Origin of the sequence: Pseudomonas berkeleyensis (genome assembly GCF_014109765.1) — a bacterium.
Taxonomy (GTDB): domain Bacteria; phylum Pseudomonadota; class Gammaproteobacteria; order Pseudomonadales; family Pseudomonadaceae; genus Aquipseudomonas; species Aquipseudomonas berkeleyensis.
On sequence record NZ_CP059139.1, the window covers coordinates 5205957 to 5223849 of the forward strand.

At 61.7% G+C, this 17893-nt stretch carries 19 protein-coding genes; 4 read left to right on the forward strand and 15 right to left on the reverse strand.

The genetic code is table 11. The annotated features are described in order from the left end of the window. Positions 1 to 23: 23 nt before the first annotated feature. The 10 genes from cysW to HS968_RS24305 all read right to left on the reverse strand — a co-directional run bounded on the left by cysW (position 24) and on the right by HS968_RS24305 (position 8828). A complete protein-coding gene (cysW, locus tag HS968_RS24260; RefSeq protein WP_182369030.1) occupies positions 24 to 851 on the reverse strand; it encodes a sulfate ABC transporter permease subunit CysW in 828 nt (275 codons plus the stop codon). Further along, entirely contained in the window at positions 848 to 1687 is an 840-nt protein-coding gene (gene cysT, locus HS968_RS24265) for a sulfate ABC transporter permease subunit CysT (protein ID WP_106738293.1), read from the reverse strand. The genes cysW and cysT overlap by 4 nt, the downstream gene beginning before the upstream one ends. Before the next feature lie 81 nt (positions 1688 to 1768). Next, positions 1769 to 2785 (reverse strand): thiosulfate ABC transporter substrate-binding protein CysP, encoded by a 1017-nt coding sequence (gene cysP, locus HS968_RS24270; protein WP_119694070.1) that lies wholly within the window; start codon positions 2783 to 2785, stop codon positions 1769 to 1771. A gap of 282 nt (positions 2786 to 3067) precedes the next feature. Next, positions 3068 to 3283 carry a TOBE domain-containing protein gene (locus tag HS968_RS24275; RefSeq protein ID WP_003464423.1) on the reverse strand — a complete coding sequence of 72 codons (216 nt, stop codon included), beginning with the start codon at positions 3281 to 3283 and terminating at the stop codon, positions 3068 to 3070. Between the two features lie 89 nt (positions 3284 to 3372). Continuing rightward, positions 3373 to 4173: an aliphatic sulfonates ABC transporter ATP-binding protein gene (ssuB, locus tag HS968_RS24280; protein WP_182369031.1), complete on the reverse strand. Its 801-nt coding sequence runs from the start codon at positions 4171 to 4173 to the stop codon at positions 3373 to 3375. After that, the gene (ssuC, locus tag HS968_RS24285; RefSeq protein ID WP_182369032.1) at positions 4170 to 4964 is read right to left on the reverse strand and encodes an aliphatic sulfonate ABC transporter permease SsuC; all 795 of its coding nucleotides are present in this window, start codon (positions 4962 to 4964) and stop codon (positions 4170 to 4172) included. Before ssuC ends, ssuB begins: the two co-directional genes overlap by 4 nt. Before the next feature lie 230 nt (positions 4965 to 5194). Continuing rightward, the gene (gene ssuD, locus HS968_RS24290) at positions 5195 to 6343 is read right to left on the reverse strand and encodes an FMNH2-dependent alkanesulfonate monooxygenase (protein ID WP_119694068.1); all 1149 of its coding nucleotides are present in this window, start codon (positions 6341 to 6343) and stop codon (positions 5195 to 5197) included. 179 nt (positions 6344 to 6522) lie between these two features. Beyond that, positions 6523 to 7503, reverse strand: a complete 981-nt coding sequence (locus tag HS968_RS24295) for a sulfonate ABC transporter substrate-binding protein (protein WP_182369033.1) — start codon at positions 7501 to 7503, stop codon at positions 6523 to 6525. Positions 7504 to 7586: 83 nt separating this feature from the next. Continuing rightward, positions 7587 to 8180 carry an NADPH-dependent FMN reductase gene (ssuE, locus tag HS968_RS24300; protein WP_119694066.1) on the reverse strand — a complete coding sequence of 198 codons (594 nt, stop codon included), beginning with the start codon at positions 8178 to 8180 and terminating at the stop codon, positions 7587 to 7589. Positions 8181 to 8189: 9 nt separating this feature from the next. Continuing rightward, a complete protein-coding gene (locus HS968_RS24305) occupies positions 8190 to 8828 on the reverse strand; it encodes a peroxiredoxin (RefSeq protein ID WP_182369034.1) in 639 nt (212 codons plus the stop codon). Positions 8829 to 8945: 117 nt separating this feature from the next. Between HS968_RS24305 and HS968_RS24310 the strand changes: the two genes are divergently transcribed. Beyond that, positions 8946 to 9401: a GNAT family N-acetyltransferase gene (locus HS968_RS24310; RefSeq protein ID WP_182369035.1), complete on the forward strand. Its 456-nt coding sequence runs from the start codon at positions 8946 to 8948 to the stop codon at positions 9399 to 9401. Here the strand turns inward: HS968_RS24310 and chrA are convergent. Further along, the gene (gene chrA, locus HS968_RS24315; RefSeq protein ID WP_182369036.1) at positions 9396 to 10730 is read right to left on the reverse strand and encodes a chromate efflux transporter; all 1335 of its coding nucleotides are present in this window, start codon (positions 10728 to 10730) and stop codon (positions 9396 to 9398) included. The genes HS968_RS24310 and chrA overlap by 6 nt on opposite strands. Before the next feature lie 588 nt (positions 10731 to 11318). On the opposite strand from chrA, the gene HS968_RS24320 reads away from it, so the two are divergent. The 3 genes from HS968_RS24320 to HS968_RS24330 all read left to right on the forward strand — a co-directional run bounded on the left by HS968_RS24320 (position 11319) and on the right by HS968_RS24330 (position 12817). Further along, positions 11319 to 11756, forward strand: a complete 438-nt coding sequence (locus HS968_RS24320; RefSeq protein ID WP_182369037.1) for a carboxypeptidase regulatory-like domain-containing protein — start codon at positions 11319 to 11321, stop codon at positions 11754 to 11756. Positions 11757 to 11810: 54 nt separating this feature from the next. Further along, complete coding sequence (locus tag HS968_RS24325; RefSeq protein ID WP_182369039.1) at positions 11811 to 12332, forward strand: demethoxyubiquinone hydroxylase family protein; 522 nt, start codon at positions 11811 to 11813, stop codon at positions 12330 to 12332. A 293-nt stretch (positions 12333 to 12625) separates the two neighbouring features. Beyond that, positions 12626 to 12817 (forward strand): hypothetical protein, encoded by a 192-nt coding sequence (locus tag HS968_RS24330; protein ID WP_182369041.1) that lies wholly within the window; start codon positions 12626 to 12628, stop codon positions 12815 to 12817. Between the two features lie 625 nt (positions 12818 to 13442). Here HS968_RS24330 and HS968_RS24335 read toward each other — a convergent pair. The 4 genes from HS968_RS24335 to HS968_RS24350 all read right to left on the reverse strand — a co-directional run bounded on the left by HS968_RS24335 (position 13443) and on the right by HS968_RS24350 (position 17395). Continuing rightward, the gene (locus HS968_RS24335) at positions 13443 to 14174 is read right to left on the reverse strand and encodes an ABC transporter ATP-binding protein (protein WP_182369043.1); all 732 of its coding nucleotides are present in this window, start codon (positions 14172 to 14174) and stop codon (positions 13443 to 13445) included. Further along, positions 14171 to 15001 carry an ABC transporter permease gene (locus tag HS968_RS24340; RefSeq protein WP_119694055.1) on the reverse strand — a complete coding sequence of 277 codons (831 nt, stop codon included), beginning with the start codon at positions 14999 to 15001 and terminating at the stop codon, positions 14171 to 14173. Before HS968_RS24340 ends, HS968_RS24335 begins: the two co-directional genes overlap by 4 nt. A gap of 3 nt (positions 15002 to 15004) precedes the next feature. After that, complete coding sequence (locus tag HS968_RS24345; protein WP_182369045.1) at positions 15005 to 15997, reverse strand: aliphatic sulfonate ABC transporter substrate-binding protein; 993 nt, start codon at positions 15995 to 15997, stop codon at positions 15005 to 15007. 69 nt (positions 15998 to 16066) lie between these two features. Continuing rightward, a complete protein-coding gene (locus HS968_RS24350) occupies positions 16067 to 17395 on the reverse strand; it encodes an OprD family porin (RefSeq protein WP_182369047.1) in 1329 nt (442 codons plus the stop codon). Positions 17396 to 17893: the final 498 nt, after the last annotated feature.

Genomic DNA, 17893 nt, shown 5'->3' on the forward strand with positions numbered 1-17893 from the left:
TTCGCTTCGCTCCTGAGTCCGCCCTACGCCTCGGCGCGCTGCATCAGGCGGCGCTGACGCCATTCCATGAAGGTCTTGAGGAACAACGTGAGCAGCGCCATGCAGGCCAGCAGACCTGCTGCGGTGAAGGCTGCCGCGGGCTTGTAGTCGTTGTTGAGCTGATCAACCAGCAGCGGCAAGGTCAGGGTCTGGTTGATGATGGTGCCGGACACCACCGACACCGCGCCGAACTCACCGACCGCACGGGCGTTGGTCACCACCACGCCATACAGCAGCGCCCACTTGATCTTCGGCAAGCTGATGCGCCGGAAGATCTGCCAGCCGCTGGCGCCCAGGCACATGGCGGCGGTTTCCTCGTCCTGGCCCTGGGCCTGCATCACTGGAATCAGGATACGCGCCACGTAAGGCGCGGTGACGAACACCGTAACCATGACGATGCCCGGCCAGGCGAACATCAGTTGCATGCCGTTATCGTAGAACCAGCGCCCGACGAAGCTCTCCAGGCCGTAGACCACCAGGTAACAGAGACCAGCGACCACCGGCGACACCGCATAGGGAATGTCGATCAGGGTGGTCAGCAGCTTGCGCCCACGAAAATCGTAGTGGGTCACGCACCAGGCCAGGCAGATGCCGAAGCACAGGTTCAGCGGCACGGTAATCGCCGCTACCAGCAGGGTCAGGCCAATGGCGTGGAGCATGAAGTCTTCGCCCAGGTTGCTCCACAACAGGCCCAGGCCACCGGCCAGCGCCTTGGTGAAAATCAAGGCCAGCGGCACCAGCAACATCAGCGTCACTACCAGCAGACCGAGGATTACCAGCGCCCACTGGCGCCAATCTTGGGGCTTTTTCATCGACCTTGCCGTTGCCATGCGAACAGACGTCCCTGCACCACCTGCAGCAGGAACAGAAGAGTCAGCGACGCGAGCAGAATCACCGAAGCGATGGCTGCGGCCGCCGGGTAATTGAATTCCTGCAGACGGACGAAAATCATCAGCGAGCTGACTTCCGTCTGGTAGGGAATGTTGCCGGCGATCATGATCACCGCGCCGAACTCGCCGAGGCTGCGCACGAAGGCCTGCGAGCCACCGGTGACCAGCGCTGGGGTCAGGGTCGGCAGGATCACCTTGCGGAATATCTGCAAACGGCTGGCGCCGAGGGTACGTGCCGCTTCTTCGTATTCCGAGCCGAGATCCTGCAGCACCGGCTGCACGGTACGCACCACGAAGGGAATGCTGGTGAACACCATCGCCACCACGATACCGGCGTAGGCGTAGGCCACCTTGAAGCCCAGCCACTGGCCGATCCAGCCGTTGGGTACCAGCAGCGCGGCGAGTGTCAGGCCGGCCACCGAAGTCGGCAGGGCAAAGGGCAGATCGACCAGCGCATCGACGATGCGTCGGCCGGGGAAATCGTAACGGGTGATGATCCAGGCCAGCAGCAGGCCGATCACCAGCACCGCCAGGGTCGAGTAGAACGCCGCGGAGATGGTCACCTTGTAAGTCTGCACCACACGCGGATCGCTGATCGCGAACCAGTACTGCGCCCAAGTCATGTCGCTGACGTACAGCAGCAGCGCCGACAACGGCAGCAAGATCACCAGCGAGAGGTACAGCACACTGACGCCGAAGCTCAGGCCAAAGCCTGGCAGCAGCGGAGTCTGCAGGAAGAACAGCGTGGGTTTGCTCACGAAAAAAACTCGGCTCTACAAATGCAGTTGGCCGCCCATTAGGCGGCCAACAGACCAGAATTTCAGCTCACCGGGAGGCTATCAACGACCGGTGGCCAGAAGCTGGTCAAGAATACCACCGTTGTCGAAATGCTTGGCGGTGATGTCATCCCAGCTGCCGAGGATCTCGTTCGGGTTGATCAGGCGTACCGGAGCGAACTGCGCCTTGGTCGCCTCGACCACTTCCGGGTTGTGCACACGGTAGTTGTAGCGGGTCAGCAGCTGCTGGATGTCCTTGCTGTACTGGAAGTCGAGGAAGGCCTTGGCCTGCTCACGGGTGCCGCGCTCGTCGGCAACCTTGTCGACGATGGCGACCGGGAATTCGGCCAGCACGCTGACCTCCGGTACCACGACTTCCAGGTTGAGGGACTTGAACTCGTCGCCGCCGGCGATGTTGATCACTTCCGATTCGAAGGTCAGCAGCACGTCGCCCTGGCCGTTCTGGGCGAAGGCCACGGTGGCGCCACGGCCGCCAGTGGGGAAGTTCTCGACGTTCTTCAGCAGCTTGCCGACGAAGGCTTTCACCTTCTCCTGGTCGCCGTTGAATTTCTCGTTGGCGAACAGCCAGGCGCCCAGGTAGCTGTAGCGGGCGTTGCCGGAAGTTTTCGGGTTGGGGAATACCAGTTTCACGTCATCGCGAATCAGGTCGTCCCAGCTCTTGATGTTCTTCGGGTTGCCTTCGCGCACCAGGAAGGCGGTGGTGCTGTAGTACGGCGAGGCGTTGTTGGGGAACTGCTTGGCCCAGTCTTCACGCAGAAGGCCGCGCTTGGCCAGGATGTCCACGTCGGAAACCTGGTTGAAGGTGACCACGTCGACCTTCTTGCCCTGGATGATGTCCTGCGCCTGGCGCGAGCTGCCGGCGAAGGACTGGATGATCTTCACTTCCTTGCCGCTCTGCTGCTTCCAGTGCTCGACGAACAGCGGATTGATCTCGCCGAACAGTTCGCGGGCGATGTCGTAGGAGGCGTTGTGGAATGGCGTGTCGGCAGCTGCATGGCTCAGCGAGCCGGTAAGCAGGGTGGCGCTGGCCACACTGGCCAGGAGGATCTTCTTCAGCATGAGCGGCTTCCTTATCGTTGGCAGAGCCTGCAAGCAGGCGTTTTGATGGCGCGATTGTGGCGCAACGGCATATATCCGAAAAATACTATTTTCTTATCTGCTTATAACCAGACAAAAATCAACCACGCCATCAGACGAACCCGTCGCACAAGTGCGGCCAGGGAAAGACGGGGAAGCATACGGGAAGGTGCCGGAAGAGGCGAACAAGGAGGGATACGGGGACGTGACAGGGACGCCTCGCCCCGGCCACCCCGAGGAGCGGCCAGGGTGGCGCAAGAGCGATCAGAGCTTGGCGATGGACACTTCGGTGGATTTCACGAAGGCGATCACTTCACTGCCCACCTGCAATTCCAGTTCACGCACGGAACGGGTGGTGATCACCGAGGTGACGATACCGGCAGCGGTCTGTACGTCGATTTCCGACAGTACGTCGCCGATGACGATTTCCTTGATATTGCCTTTGAACTGGTTACGCACGTTGATGGCTTTGATGGTCATGGTGTTTCTCCTCAGGTCGTTTTACAGGTAGCCCGGATGCGATCCGGGGAATTCTCGAGCTGCTCCCGGATTGCCTCCGGGCTACGGCGTCAAAGCGCCCAACGCAATTGCGTGGGCAGGGGTGATACGGGTTCCGGTGGCGTCGGCAATTCCGGCTGCGCCAGCACGCGATCGAGCACGCGCGCTTCCAGTGCCGCCAGCAGCGGCGAGCCATGCGGTCGCGGGCGCACCAGTTGCACATCGAGGTCGAGGCCGATCTGACCGTCCTCGATCAGGATCACCCGATCCGCCACGGCGACCGCTTCGGCAACGTCGTGAGTGACCAGCAGCACGGTGAAGCCATGCTGCTGCCACAGGCGCTCGATCAGTTGCTGCATCTCGATACGGGTCAAGGCATCCAGCGCACCCAGCGGCTCGTCGAGCAGCAGCAGGCGCGGCCGATGGATCAAGGCACGGGCCAGCGCCACGCGCTGCTTCTGCCCGCCGGACAGTGCTGCCGGCCACTCATTGGCGCGATCCGCCAGACCGACCGCCGCCAGCGCCTCTTCCGCCTGCTTGCGCCAGTTGCCGGAAAGCCCCAGACCGACGTTGTCGATCACCCGCTTCCAGGGCAGCAGACGCGAGTCCTGGAACATCAGGCGAATGTCTTCACGCACCGCGTTGAGCGAGCCATTGCCGGCCAGCAACTGGCCAACGCTGGGCTGATCCAGACCGGCCAGCAGGCGCAGCAAGGTGCTCTTGCCACAGCCGCTACGGCCAACCACGGCGACGAACTGGCCAGCCGGGATATGCAGGTCGATGCCCTTGAGCACCTGACGCTCGCCGAAGGATTTCTCGATTTTCTCGATCGCCAGGGGAATGCCCTGACGGATGTTATGCAGCGCTGTCATTGCCCACCTGCCTTGGCCTGATAGGCCGGATGCCAGCGCAGCCAGACGCGCTCGAGACCACGGGCGGCGACGTCGGCCAGCTTGCCGAGCACCGCGTAAAGCAGGATCGCCAGCACCACCACATCGGTCTGCAGGAATTCACGGGCGTTCATCGCCAGGTAGCCGATGCCGCTGCTGGCGGAAATGGTCTCCGCCACGATCAACGTCAGCCACATGAAGCCGAGGGCGAAACGCACGCCAACCAGGATCGACGGCAACGCACCGGGCAGGATCACCTGACGGAACAGCGAGAAGCCGGACAGGCCATAGCTGCGCGCCATCTCCACCAGCGCCGGGTCGACGTTACGGATGCCGTGGTAGGTGTTGAGGTAGATCGGGAACAGCGTGCCGAGCGCGACCAGGAACACCTTGGCTGCCTCGTCGATGCCGAACCAGAGGATCACCAGCGGGATCAGCGCCAGGTGCGGCACGTTGCGGATCATCTGCACCGAGCTGTCGAGAAAGCGCTCGCCCCATTTCGACAGGCCGGTGATAAAGCCCAACAGCAGGCCGATACCACCGCCGATGGCGAAGCCGATCCCGGCGCGCTGGCCACTGATCGCCAGGTGCTGCCAGATTTCGCCGGAGGCCAGCAGCGCCCAGCCAGCCTCCAGCACGGCGCTGGGCGCCGGCAGGATACGGCTGGACAGCCAGCCACTGGCCACCGCCAGTTGCCAGGCGGCCAGCAGCCCCAGCGGCAAGGCCCAGGGCGCGGCGCGCAGGGCCAGTTTGTGAAGGGTCGTGTTGCTCATGGTTGCCTCGAAGAATTCTGTGTCTCTGTCCCCGGATTGCATCCGGGCTACATCTGCCCTCTCCCCCAGCCCCTCTCCCGCAAGCGGGAGAGGGGAGCCGAGCCGTACCACAGGGCAACCCAGCGGCGCCGATCAGCCCCCTCTCCCATTCATGGGAGAGGGCTGGGGAGAGGGCGCTTTTCAGTCCGTAGCCCGGATGCAAGCCGGGAAACCCTATGCCTGCGCTACCCTCAACTCGCCGAAGCCGCCTTCGGCAGGATGTCGCTGGAGATCATTTCGCCGAACGGGCTGACATAACCGCGACTTTCCGGACGCTGCGGCTGGGCCACATCCAGGTGCGGGAACAGCAGTTCGGCGACCCGGTACGACTCCTCCAGATGCGGGTAGCCGGAGAAGATGAAGGTATCGATGCCGAGGTCGGCGTATTCCTTGACCCGCGCTGCCACGGTCGGGCCATCGCCGACCAGCGCGGTGCCAGCGCCGCCGCGCACCAGGCCGACACCGGCCCAGAGGTTCGGCGACACTTCCAGGTTGTCGGTCTTGCCGCCGTGCAGGGCGGCCATGCGCTGTTGGCCGACGGAGTCGAAGCGCGCCAGCGACGCCTGGGCGCGGTCGATGGTGTCCTGATCCAGGTGGCTGATCAGACGATCCGCCGCGGCCCAGGCTTCCTCATTGGTCTCGCGCACGATCACGTGCAGGCGAATGCCGAAGCGCACTTCGCGCCCCTGCGCAGCAGCCTTCTCACGCACCTGAGCGATCTTCTCGGCAACAGCGGCCGGCGGCTCGCCCCAGGTCAGGTACAGCTCGACCTGCTCGGCGGCCAGATCCTGCGCCGCGTCGGATGAACCACCGAAATACAGCGGCGGACGCGGCTGCTGGATCGGCGGGTAGAGCAACTTGGCACCCTTCACCTGGATGTGCTTGCCGTCGTAGTCGACAGTTTCGCCTTCCAGCACGCGGCGCCAGATACGGGTGAATTCGACGGAAGCCTCATAACGCTCGGCATGCGACAGGTGCAAGCCATCGCCGGCCAGTTCGTCCGGGTCGCCACCGGTCACCAGGTTGAACAGCGCACGGCCGTTCGACAGGCGATCCAGGGTCGCCGCCTGGCGCGCAGCCACGGTCGGTGAAATGATCCCAGGGCGCAGGGCGACGAGGAACTTCAGGTTCTGCGTGAGCGGGATCAGCGAGGCTGCCACCAGCCAGGAGTCCTCGCAGGAACGCCCGGTGGGGATCAGCACACCGCCGAAACCAAGGCGATCAGCCGCCTGAGCGACCTGGGCCAGGTAGCCGTGGTCGACGGCGCGCGCGCCTTCGGAGGTGCCCAGGTACTTGCCATCACCATGGGTAGGCAGGAACCAGAAGATGTTGAGGCTCATGGAGTTGTCTCCTTTTACGAAATCGTCATAGTCCGGATCAATCCGGGAAATTCGGCCCTGTCCCAATCCTCGGCCCGACGGGGCGAGGGAGCTGGCCGGCGGCGCCGAAACGTCCGCCTACCTTGATCGGCTCCCCTCTCCCGTTCACGGGAGAGGGGCTGGGGGAGAGGGCTACGGTCTTACTGGGCCTGGGCCGCCGTTGCGGGCGGAACCGCATCCGGTCGAGACCAGATCACATCCTTGATGGTCAGTTTCTTGGGGATCAGCTTCAGCTCGGTGAAGGTATCGGCGATCTTCTGCTGTGCCTCGACCACATCCGGGGTGATGAACTGCGCGCCATAGCCCTGGCGCTCCACGGCCTGGCGGGTGATTTCCGGGGACAGGCCGATCAGCGGCGCGACCTGGCTGGTGGCTTCGTCGAGGTTGCCCTTGACCCACTCGCCAACACCGCGGATTTCCTCGACCAGCGCACCGATCACCTGCGGGTGCTGCTCGGCATAGGTACGGGTCGCCAGATAGAACTGGTGGTTGTCGACCAGGCCACTGCCATCACGCAGGGTACGGGCCTGCAATTGTTTCTCGGCGGCGGACTGGAACGGATCCCAGATCACCCAGGCATCGACGCTGCCACGCTCGAATGCGGCGCGGGCATCGGCCGGCGGCAGGTAGACCGGGGTGATGTCGCCGTACTTGAGGCCGGCGTCTTCCAGTGCACGCACCAGCAGGTAATGCACGTTGGAGCCCTTGTTCAGAGCGACCTTCTTGCCCTTGAGCTCGGCTACCGATTTGATCGGCGAGTCCTTCGCAACGAGGATCGCCTCGCCGGTTGGAGCCGGTGGTTCATGGGCGACGTAGAGCAGGTCGGCGCCAGCCGCCTGAGCGAATACCGGCGGGGTTTCCCCGGTGACGCCAAAGTCCACGGAGCCGACGTTGAGACCTTCGAGCAGTTGCGGGCCACCCGGGAACTCCGTCCACTTGACCTCAACGCCCTGCTCGGCCAGGCGTTTTTCCAGGGTGCCCTTGGCCTTGAGCAGCACCAGGGTGCCGTATTTCTGATAGCCGATACGCAGTGTCTCGGCCTGTGCATGAGTGATGGCGCCGAAGGAGATGGCCGCGGCAAACAGGGCGACCAGGCTTCGACGCAAAGTAATGGTGCGCATGGCGCTCTCCCTTTGCGGTGATGTCTTGGTTGGCTACCTGCTTGCCCGTTGGCGGGCGAGTAAGGCGGGGCATTACGGGTGGATCAGATGCTCCAGCGGGCGTTCACCAGCCGGTCGTTCAATAGGTTCGGATCGATCGGCCTCGGCCGTCGCGCCAGGGCTGCGCCCAGTTGTTCCAGTGCCTCGTCGAGGCGTTCGCGCAACTCGTCGTCGATCTGCGCGGGCCTGTCCCCTTCCGGGTAGGCGATCTGTTTGTCCACGGCGAACACGCCAGAGAGCATTTCCTGCGCCTTCAGCGCGGCCAGCACCGGCTTGAGCGCGTAGTCCACCGCCAGCAGATGCGCCGGGCTGCCGCCACTGGCCAGGGGCAGTACCACCTTGTGCGCCAGAGCGCGCTCGGGCAACAGATCCAGCAGCACCTTCAACGCCCCCGTGAACGACGCCTTGTACACCGGCGTACCGACCACCAGACCATCAGCGCTGGCCACCACGGCCTGCAGCTGCTGGACAGCCGGGCTGTCGAAGCGAGCATGCAACAGATCCTCAGCTGGAAAATCCCGTACCCGCAGCAGACTCACTTCCACGTGCTGCGCCTCGAGGCGTTGACGCACGTAGTCCAGCAACACTTCGGTGCGCGAGCGCGCCGCAGGGCTGCCGGACAGCAACACGACATGCATGTTCGATCCTTACTTGTTGGGTTGCGGCGTCAGACGTAGATAGGGCTTCACTGCGCGATAGCCTTTCGGGAAGCGCTGGGCGATTTCGGCTTCGTCCTTCAGCGACGGCACGATCACCACCTCTTCACCGTCCTGCCAGTTGGCCGGCGTGGCCACCTTGTAGTTGTCGGTCAGTTGCAGCGAGTCGACGACGCGCAGGATCTCGTTGAAATTGCGCCCGGTACTGGCCGGATAGGTGATGGTCAGGCGCACCTTCTTGTTCGGGTCGATGACGAACAGCGAACGCACGGTCAGGGTGTCGTTGGCGTTCGGGTGGATCAGGTCGTAGAGGTCGGACACCTTGCGGTCGGCATCAGCGATGATCGGGAAATTGACTCCCGTGTTCTGCGTCTCGTTGATGTCGTCGATCCACTTCAGGTGCGAATCCACCGGGTCGACGGACAAAGCGATGGCCTTGACGCCGCGCTTGGCGAATTCGTCCTTGAGCTTGGCGGTAAAGCCCAGCTCGGTGGTGCACACCGGGGTGAAGTCAGCCGGGTGGGAGAAGAGGATGCCCCAGCTGTCGCCCAGCCATTCGTGGAAACGAATGCGGCCTTCGCTGGAGTCCTGCTCGAAGTCGGGGGCGATGTCGCCCAGGCGGATGGTCATGATCGTGCTCCTTGGCAGTAGCTTGCGTGGTGCTCACTATGCTCAGGAACAAAGAGAAACAAAAAGAATAAATAATGATTTATTTATAACTAAAAAATCATTCAGGAACGATCCGTCATGACCACCCCGAGCCTGCACAAGGTTCCCAGCGAACAGGCACCCATGGCGCTGCTGCTGGAAGCCGACCCCAGCCCCGTCACCATCGCCCACTACCTGCAGGAGGGCCATTGCGTGGTCGCACGCCTGGACTACGCGATCGTCGGCGTCTACGTGATCAAGGCCCTGCACGCCAGCACCTGGGAACTGATGAACATCGCCGTGGCGCCCGAACACCAGGGTCAGGGCATCGGCGCCCTGCTACTGCATCACGCCATCGACCAGGCCCGACAGCTCGGGGCCAAGCGCCTGGAGCTGGGCACCGGCAGCTTCGGCCACCAACTGACGTTCTACCAGCGCGCCGGCTTTCGCGTGGTGGCGGTGGAACCGGACTACTTCCTTACCCACTACCCCGAACCGCTGTTCGAGAATGGCCTGCAACATCGGGATCGTTTGCGCCTGGCGTTGAAGCTATAGCGCCAAGTGCACCGTCAGGCCGACCAGCGCACAGGCCACCAGCGTCTCGATCACACCGCGCTTGAAGCCCAGCAACGCCACACCTGCACCGAGGGTGATCAACGCCGACACCCAATCGAACGCCCCGGCGAAGCCCTGCGGCCAGAGCACGTGATAACCGAAGAACAGCGCCAGGTTGAGGATCACCCCGACCACGGCGGCGGTGATGCCGGTCAGCGGCGCGGTGAACTTCAACTGCCCGTGGGTCGACTCCACCAGCGGCCCGCCGGCGAGGATGAACAGAAATGACGGCAGGAAGGTGAACCAGGTAACCAGAACCGCTGCCAGCGCGCCACTGGCGAAGGCCGAATCGCCACCGAACACCGGCTGGCCGTAAGCGCCGACGAACGCGACGAAAGCCACCACCATGATCAACGGCCCCGGTGTGGTCTCGCCGAGTGCCAGGCCATCGATCATCTGCCGGGGCGTCAGCCAGCCGTAGTGCTCGATGGCGCCCTGGTACACGTAAGGCAGCACCGCGTAGGCACCGCCGAAGGTGAGCAACGCCGCCTTGGTGAAGAACCAGCTCATCTGCGTCAACGTACCCTGCCAGCCGAACGCCAGGGTCAGCAGGCCCATGGGTAGCAGCCAGAGCACAGCGCCAACCAGCAGGATCAACGCCAGGCGGCTGGAACGGAAATAGGTATGTGCCAGACGCGTCTCGTCATCGATCAGCGCCGGCGCATGCGCCCCGCTCGCCTCGCCATGTCCGGCGCCGACCGCGAAGTGCTGCGGCGCCAGTCGCCCGCCGATGTACCCCACCAGCGCGGCGCCCAGCACGATCAGCGGGAACGGCAGTTGCAGCGCGAAAATGGCCACGAATGCCGCCGCCGCGATGACCCACAACCAGGCGTTCTTCAACACTCGCCCGCCGATACGCCAGGCCGCCTGCACCACGATGGCCGTCACCGCCGGCTTGATGCCATAGAAGATCCCCGCCACCAGCGGCACATCGCCGAACACCAGATAAACCCAGGACAGCGCGATCAGGATCAGCAGCGACGGCAGCACGAACAGCGCCCCGGCGATCACCCCGCCCCAGGTGCGGTGCATCAGCCAGCCGATATAGGTGGCCAACTGCTGCGCCTCCGGCCCGGGCAGCAACATGCAGTAGTTCAGCGCATGCAGAAAGCGCCGCTCGGACAACCAGCGGCGCTTCTCCACCAACTCCTGATGCATGATCGAAATCTGCCCGGCCGGCCCACCGAAGCTGATCAACCCCAGCTTCAACCAGAACCAGAAAGCCTGCAGCAAACTGACCGGGGCGGGACGCTCGGGGGACTCGGACATCGAAGGGCTCCAGCAACTGAAATCGACCGGCCACTATAGCTGCGAGACGTGACAGCCGCGCGACACCGAACGAAAAATCACCAGCTCCACGCAGCCCTTACCCCACCTGGGCTGGAAGAGTTTTCCCGCATCTTATCCACAACACTTTCCCCAGATTCTGTGCACGACACCCGTCAGCACGCCCTCGCCCTGCTCCACGGTTGAAAACCCGATCCAAGTTATTGATTAAAAGTGATATTCCGCCTGGCGATAACGCCAGTGCAACGTCATTGGACAAAAATTGAACGGCCTGCCGAGGCCTGCTTGAATGCTAGGCGTGAGGCGCTTTTGCAAAGGTTATCCACAGCGCTGTTAACAGAATTTGTGGGTGGGTTCGGGAAGGTCTGGATCGCCATTTCTCCAACGGCAAACGACCCACATGGCATTTTGCCCATGAAGCATGGACAGCCTGACGGTGGATGGACTAGGTTCTGGCTTGAAACTGTTGGCGCGGCGAGGTAGCCCCAAGACCTGCAACCCAAGCTACCTATGTTCATAGCTTTCAACAGTATTTGAAGTGGCCCCAAGCAAGCCTATTTTGAGCTACTCATGAAGACCATATTGATACTGAGCGGATTTTTGCTCGTGACTGGCTGTATACCGTTTCCAACCTATAAGACTCTTCAGCCAGAAAGCTCGATAACCGTCGTCGATCCGGCAGGAGTTCCTATCGACTTTGCAAGTGTCCAGCTGATCAGTAGCTCATATCCCTACGGGTATGAAAAATTCAGAGTCATCACGAAAACCAGTCCCAGTGGCAAAGCAAATTTTACCAAGATCAAACAATGGCGAATTGAAGCACCTTTGATGATGCACGGCGCAGAGTATTTTTTCTGGAACTGGTGCATCAGCAAAGAAGGTTATAAAACCTTTCAGACACGCTACACAAGCAGCACCGAATTTGATAACACCTCTTTTGTAACCTTATACCCAGGAAGCTCTAAAGTCTGCCCTGAAGAACACGAATCGTGGCAACCTCAGGAATGACAGGCTATTTAATCAAGACAAATGCGGTAAAAACACAAGACATACAGGAGCTCTATGTCAATTCAACAGGAAGTCGAACGCATCTTAAGAGTCAACCATGCAGGAGAGCGAGGCGCCATCAGTATCTATACCTTACAGATCGCTATTTCAAAGCATCTGTGGCCAAGCTGCGTTCCCGCATTGAAAGAAATGCTGACTCATGAGCAATCTCACTATCTAATATTTGATTCTGCATTGAGAACACGCGGAGCTCGTAGCTGTTACGCATTGTCACTCTGGAGTCTCGGCGGTGCAACGTTAGGCGCTATAACGGGGTTACTTGGCCCAAAAGCAATCTGGTCATGCACTGCTGCTGTCGAGAGCACGGTCTACAAACATCTTCAAGAACAAATCACATTCCTTGAACAACATGACAAGGACGCCTTGCTTGCAGTTCAGGCTATTGAGGCAGATGAGAAGTCCCACCTTCATCACGCTTTGAACAGTGGAGGCGCTCCAGCAAGAGAAAATAAAATCATTTGGGTTATCGTCTCGTTATGTACGTCCCTCGCCATTTGGCTATCATACCGAATATAGACTCAGCAAAAACAAGTTAGCGAGCTCACCTCACTCACTAACACCTTTACATTCAACTTAAATTAGCCACACCTATGTCATTCGAAGCAAAGCTAATCATTTTCTGGGTACTTTTATTTACTATCACATGGCTAGTTCATAGACATCCCAATACCAGCTTATCAACGCTAGCAAGCTCTTGGCATGGCCCCATTCCGAGGGAAAACGAACTCTTAAGCTCTTTTCTACTAAGGCAATCAACTCATGCGTTCAGTTGGGCGCTCCAGACAGCCTTTATCATCACAGGACTTTTCTTGCTGGAACTCTGGTTCCCTGAGCTAAATCAATCCAACCTTTACATAGCCAGTATTTTCTCAACATTTCTTCTAGGTGGAACCTTCTTACTGGCCACACTGGTTTATTTTTTCCAAGCCATCAAACAGCGCTGGATTGGCCCAAATCCATTAGTGCTTGAGTCAGAGAATGAAGATCCTGTTGAAAAATAAACTCACCTCATCAACTCAGCCTACTTGAAATAGACGCAATACATTTCGAAACGGGGGAAAGGTTTATTTACTATTCTTGCAAATTACAGTGCATAAAAAATTCGGTACGCATGGCGCACCCTACGATAAAAACGCCGATACATCAGGCGCGCGAGTAGCCCCTTCAGGAAGGTGAGCGGAATCGTCGTGGAAGAGGTTGAGCGGCATGGATGCCAAAGCCGAGAGCTGCAATGGCAAGGGCCGCCTAGGCAGGAATGGTTCTTCGTCTGTGGGCCGCATCCGGTCGTGCCTCTGGAACGATGATGGAGCGAACGAACCCCGGCGAAGCAGGGTGGGCGCGCGTAGGTCGTACTCGCGAAGCAGTACGCCGATGATGTGCTGGACGCAGGTTACGGCCTGGCGGGCTGCTCGCTTCGCGAGCGAGGCCGCCCTATGTCAGCAAGTGGGCTGGGGGGAGCACCTTCAGCCGAATGAAACTTTCGGTTTCATACCCGCCATAACCTCTGAAGCCTCGCCCTGACAAAGCCCCCGGATTTCATCCGGGCTACAAAAGCCTGCGCGTGCGGCGCGGGCAAAAAAATCGGGCCTGACGGCCCGAAAAAGTACTCCACCTTGAAGAGTTCGTTTACAGCACGTGCGACTGATAGAGCTCGGTCAGTGCTTCACCGCGCAAGTAGGCCAACTCCGCCGAGCGGCGGTCGCGGGGGCGGGCCAGGGGCACGGCCAGCTCGCGTTGCAGGCGGCTTGGCGTGCCGCCGAGGATCAGCACGCGGTCGCTTAGATAGAAGGCTTCGTCGAGGTCATGGGTGACCAGCAGCACGGCGATCTCGTAGCGGGCGGCCAGCTCCACCACCAGATCCTGCAGTTTCATGCGGGTGAAGGCGTCAACCGCGCTGAATGGCTCATCCAGCAACAGCACCTGCGGTTTGCCGTACAGCGCGCGGGCGATGGCCACACGCTGGGCCTGGCCGCCGGAGAGGTGCTTGGGTAGCGCCTCGCCACGCCCGTGCAAGCCGACGTCGCGGAGCAATTGTTCCACCCACTGGTCGTCGGCCACCCAGCCATCGGCGAAGCCGACGTTCTGCGCCACGCTAAGCCAGGGCATCAACCGGGGTTCCTGGAACACCACACCGATGCCGCTGCCACGCCCGAAGTTGAGCAGCGGGTTGAGTTCCAGCCCGCCCTGGTATTCCTGATCCAGCCCGGCTGCGATGCGCAGCAGGGTGCTCTTGCCGCAGCCGGAGGGGCCGAGCAGGCTGACCACTTCGCCAGCGGCCAGGCTCAGGCTGACGTCTTCGAGCACACGCACGTCAGCGAAGGCCTTGTGGATATTCTGCAGTTTCAGCAGCGCACTCATGCTCCGTCCTCCCCGCCCTGATAACTGTCGCGCCAGCGCAGGGCGCGGGTTTCCCAGGCCTTGAGCAGGCTGTCGCTGAGTTTGCCGAGCAGCGCCAGCAGCAGGATGGCGGCGATCACCAGATCCGGCCGCGAGGTTTCCCGGCCATCGCTGAGCAGGTAGCCAAGGCCACGGGTGGCGGCGATCAGTTCGGCGGCGACGAGGAACATCCAGCTCAGGCTGAGCGCGCCGCGCAGGCCGGTGAACAGGCTCGGCAGCGCAGCTGGCAGCAGAATGCGGCGCACCAGCGCCAGCGGCGACAGGCCGTAGAGCCGGCCCACTTCCACCAGTTTGCGGTCGATGTTGCGGATGCCGGCGAGCAGCGCCAGGTACACCGGGAAGAAGGCGCCGAGGGCGATCAGCACGATCTTCGGCGTTTCGTCGATACCCAGCCAGAGCAGCAGCAACGGCACCCAGGCCAGGCTGGGAATCGCCCGCAGCGCCTGGAAGGTCGGTTCCAGATAGGCTTCGGCGCGGCGGCTGAGGCCCACCCAGGTGCCGATGACGATGGCCAGCGCGGCGCCTATGGCAAAGCCGGCGCCGACGCGCAGCAAGCTGGCGTTCAGATGCCGCCACAGTTCGCCGCTCTGCGCCAGCAGGTACAGCGTTTGCGCCACCTGGCTCGGCGCAGGCATCTGGTGCGCGGGCAATACGCCGCTGCGCACCAGGGTTTCCAGCAGAGCCAGAATCAGCAGGGGCACCACCCAACCACGCAGGTCGGTCAGTGCCGGCCGCCAGCCTGGAAGCCGTTCAGCCCAGCGACCGATGACGAGATTGAGCGCGCCCATCGGTCAGTTCCCCACCTTGGCCACGTTGCTGCCGATCACCTGAGCGGCCAGTTGCGGCTGGATCAGTTGGTCGACCACCTGGGCCACGTCGGTGCCCGGACGCACCAGTTGCTCGTCGAGCAGGATGGGCGCGGCGGCTTTCAGCGCCTTGATGTGTTCGGCGCCCGGCTGCGGGTTGCTGAAGTCGGTGCGCGACAGTTGCAGCTTGGCCACTTCCAGCGGCAGCTTGGCTTCATCGGCGAGCAACTGAGCCAGGGCATCAGGGTTGGCGATGGCCCACTGGCGCGCCTGCTCGTAGGCGGCGATCACCTGCTGGATCAGCTCGGGCTGCTCCTTGGCGAACTTCTCGGTGACGCTGAGCACGCTGTAGCTGTTGAAGTCGCGGTTGCGGTACAGCAGGCGCGAGCCGGCTTGCAACTCGCTGGCCGCCATCAGCGGGTCGAGCCCGGCCCAGGCCTGCACGTCACCGCGCTCCAGGGCGACGCGGCCGTCGGGGTGTTGCAGATGGACGATTTCCACGTCGTTCTTGTCCAGCCCCGCCTTCTGCAGGCTTTGCAGGAGGAACAGGAAGGGGTCGGTGCCCTTGGTGGCGGCGACCTTCTTGCCCTTGAGGTCGGCCAGCGACTGGATGGGCGAGTCCTTGGGCACCACCAGCGCTGTCCATTCCGGGCGGCTGGCGACGTAGACGGTATTGATCGGTGCGCCGTTGGCGCGGCTGAGCACGGCAGCCAGGCCGGCGGTGGAGGCGAAATCGGTGCTACCGCCGTTGAGGTATTCCAGCGAGCGGTTGCTGCCCTGGCTGAATACCCATTTGACGGCGATGCCTTGCGGCGCGAGGGCTTTTTCCAGCAAGCCCTGCTGCTTGAGCACCAGGCTGGTGGGGGCGTAGTAGGCGTAGTCCAGGCGGACTTCTTTCGGTGGTGCGGCATGTACGGCGGCTGGCAACCAGGCGGCGAACAGCGCCGCCAGGCCAACGCGCAAGGCATTCTTCTTCATGGTCATCTCCTCGTGGAAGAACAGCCTTCCGGCCCGTTGGCGGGCCGGTCAGGAGATGGCGAAACGGCGTTACAGCAGAGTCAGGGTGTAGCTCAGAATCAGGCGGTTCTCGTCAGTGTCGGTGGTGAAGTTGCCGCGCTGGGTCGCGTTGCGCCAGGACACGCCCAGACCTTTCAACGGGCCATCCTGCAGGGTGTAGTCGAGGCGGAAATCGCGTTCCCATTCCTTCAGATCACCGTTGGCAGAATCGATATTGTCGCCCTTGAGGTAAGCGACGCTGGCCTTCAGGCCCGGTACGCCGAGCTTGGCGAAGTCATAGCCATACTCGGCCAGCCAGGTACGCTCGCCGGCGTTCTGGAACTTGCCGATCTGGCGGTCGGTGATCAGGTAGGACGAGCTGCCGCCGCCCTGGTTGAGGAACGGGAAGGCGCTGTCGCCTTCGACCTGCTGGTAGCCCAGGCTGGCGAAGTGGCTGCCCAGGGTGTAGGTGAACAGGGCGCTCCAGGTCTGGTTGTCGACCTCACCGGTGCTGCTGTCGCCGGCACGCCAGTAACCGGCGCTGCGGTAGCCATCGGCACGGCCGGAGGCGCTGCCGTTCTTGCCGTCGGAGTTGCTGTCGAAGTAACGCAGGTCGGTCTTCAGTGAGCCCGGGCCGATGGCCCAGTTGTGCACCAGGCCGAGGAAGTGCTGTTTGTAGAAGTCTTCCAGGTTGCCGTAGTAGTACTGCAGCGTCAGATCCTTGGTCAGCTTGTAGTCACCACCGGCGAAGTAGAACTTGTTGGTGTCGGCGTCACCGGTAGCGCCGGCGATACGCAGAGAGATGTCGTCGGTGGAGCTGCGGGTCTTGGTGCTTTCCAGTTGGCCGGCGGTCAGGGTCAGGCCGTCGATCTCGTTGGAAGTGATCTGCCCACCTTCGAAGGTCTGTGGCAGCAGGCGGCCGTCGTTGAAGGTGACCACTGGCAGCTTCGGCAGCAGGGTGCCGATGCGCGCCTCGGTCTTGGACAGGCGCACCTTCGCGGTCACGCCGGCCTTGCTGTAGTCGTCAACGGCACTGCCGTCGCTATCGAGCGGGAACAGCTGGCCAGGGGTGCGATCTTGCCCGGCCTTTGCTGGCGTTACGTTACGACCACCAGCATCCAGCTTCACACCCAGCAGGCCGATGGCGTCGAGGCCGAAACCGACGGTGCCTTCGGTGAAACCGGAGCTGTAATTGAAGATGAAGCCCTGACCCCACTCCCGCGCCTCACCATTGTTGTTGCCGGTGTTCTTGGTGTTCAGGTCGTAATAGAAATTGCGCAGGCCGATGCTGGCCTTGCTGTCTTCAATGAAACCAGCGGCGGTCGCTTCGGTGGCCAGAGCGGCCAGGGCGACGGCCAGCGCCAGATTGGACTTGTTCATGCTCGATGCTCCAGGTGCTGTATGTGCTGTTTTAGGTTTGGCACTGCACAGGGGCTCGGCAGGACAGCGGACATGGCGCTGGTCTCGGCGGATTGGCATAAGAGCCCCTGATTCGGGCCCGATGCGGTGGTCCGCTGTCGGCTGGTGGCTAATCTACGAAATACGCACTAATCCCTAAAAAGAATTATTTTTCACTTTGTAGTAACCAAAAAGAATATAAGTCCGATCCCGGTGCAACTCGGTTCGTAGGAGCGGATTCATCCGCGAATCCTGCGAGCCACTCCTGACGGCTTGCTCGGCCAGCCCGAACACGGCCCCCCTGCGGCGTCGTAGGGCGTACCGGGACACCGGCCACTCGGAAGCAGTACACCGTCAGATATGCGCAGTACCACAGAGCGGCGGGCTGCTCGCTGCGCTCGCGAGACCGCCCTACGCGCGGTCGATGCCTAAGCTAATTCCTAAAAATTATTTGTTGGCTATTTTTTAGATCGTCTAGCT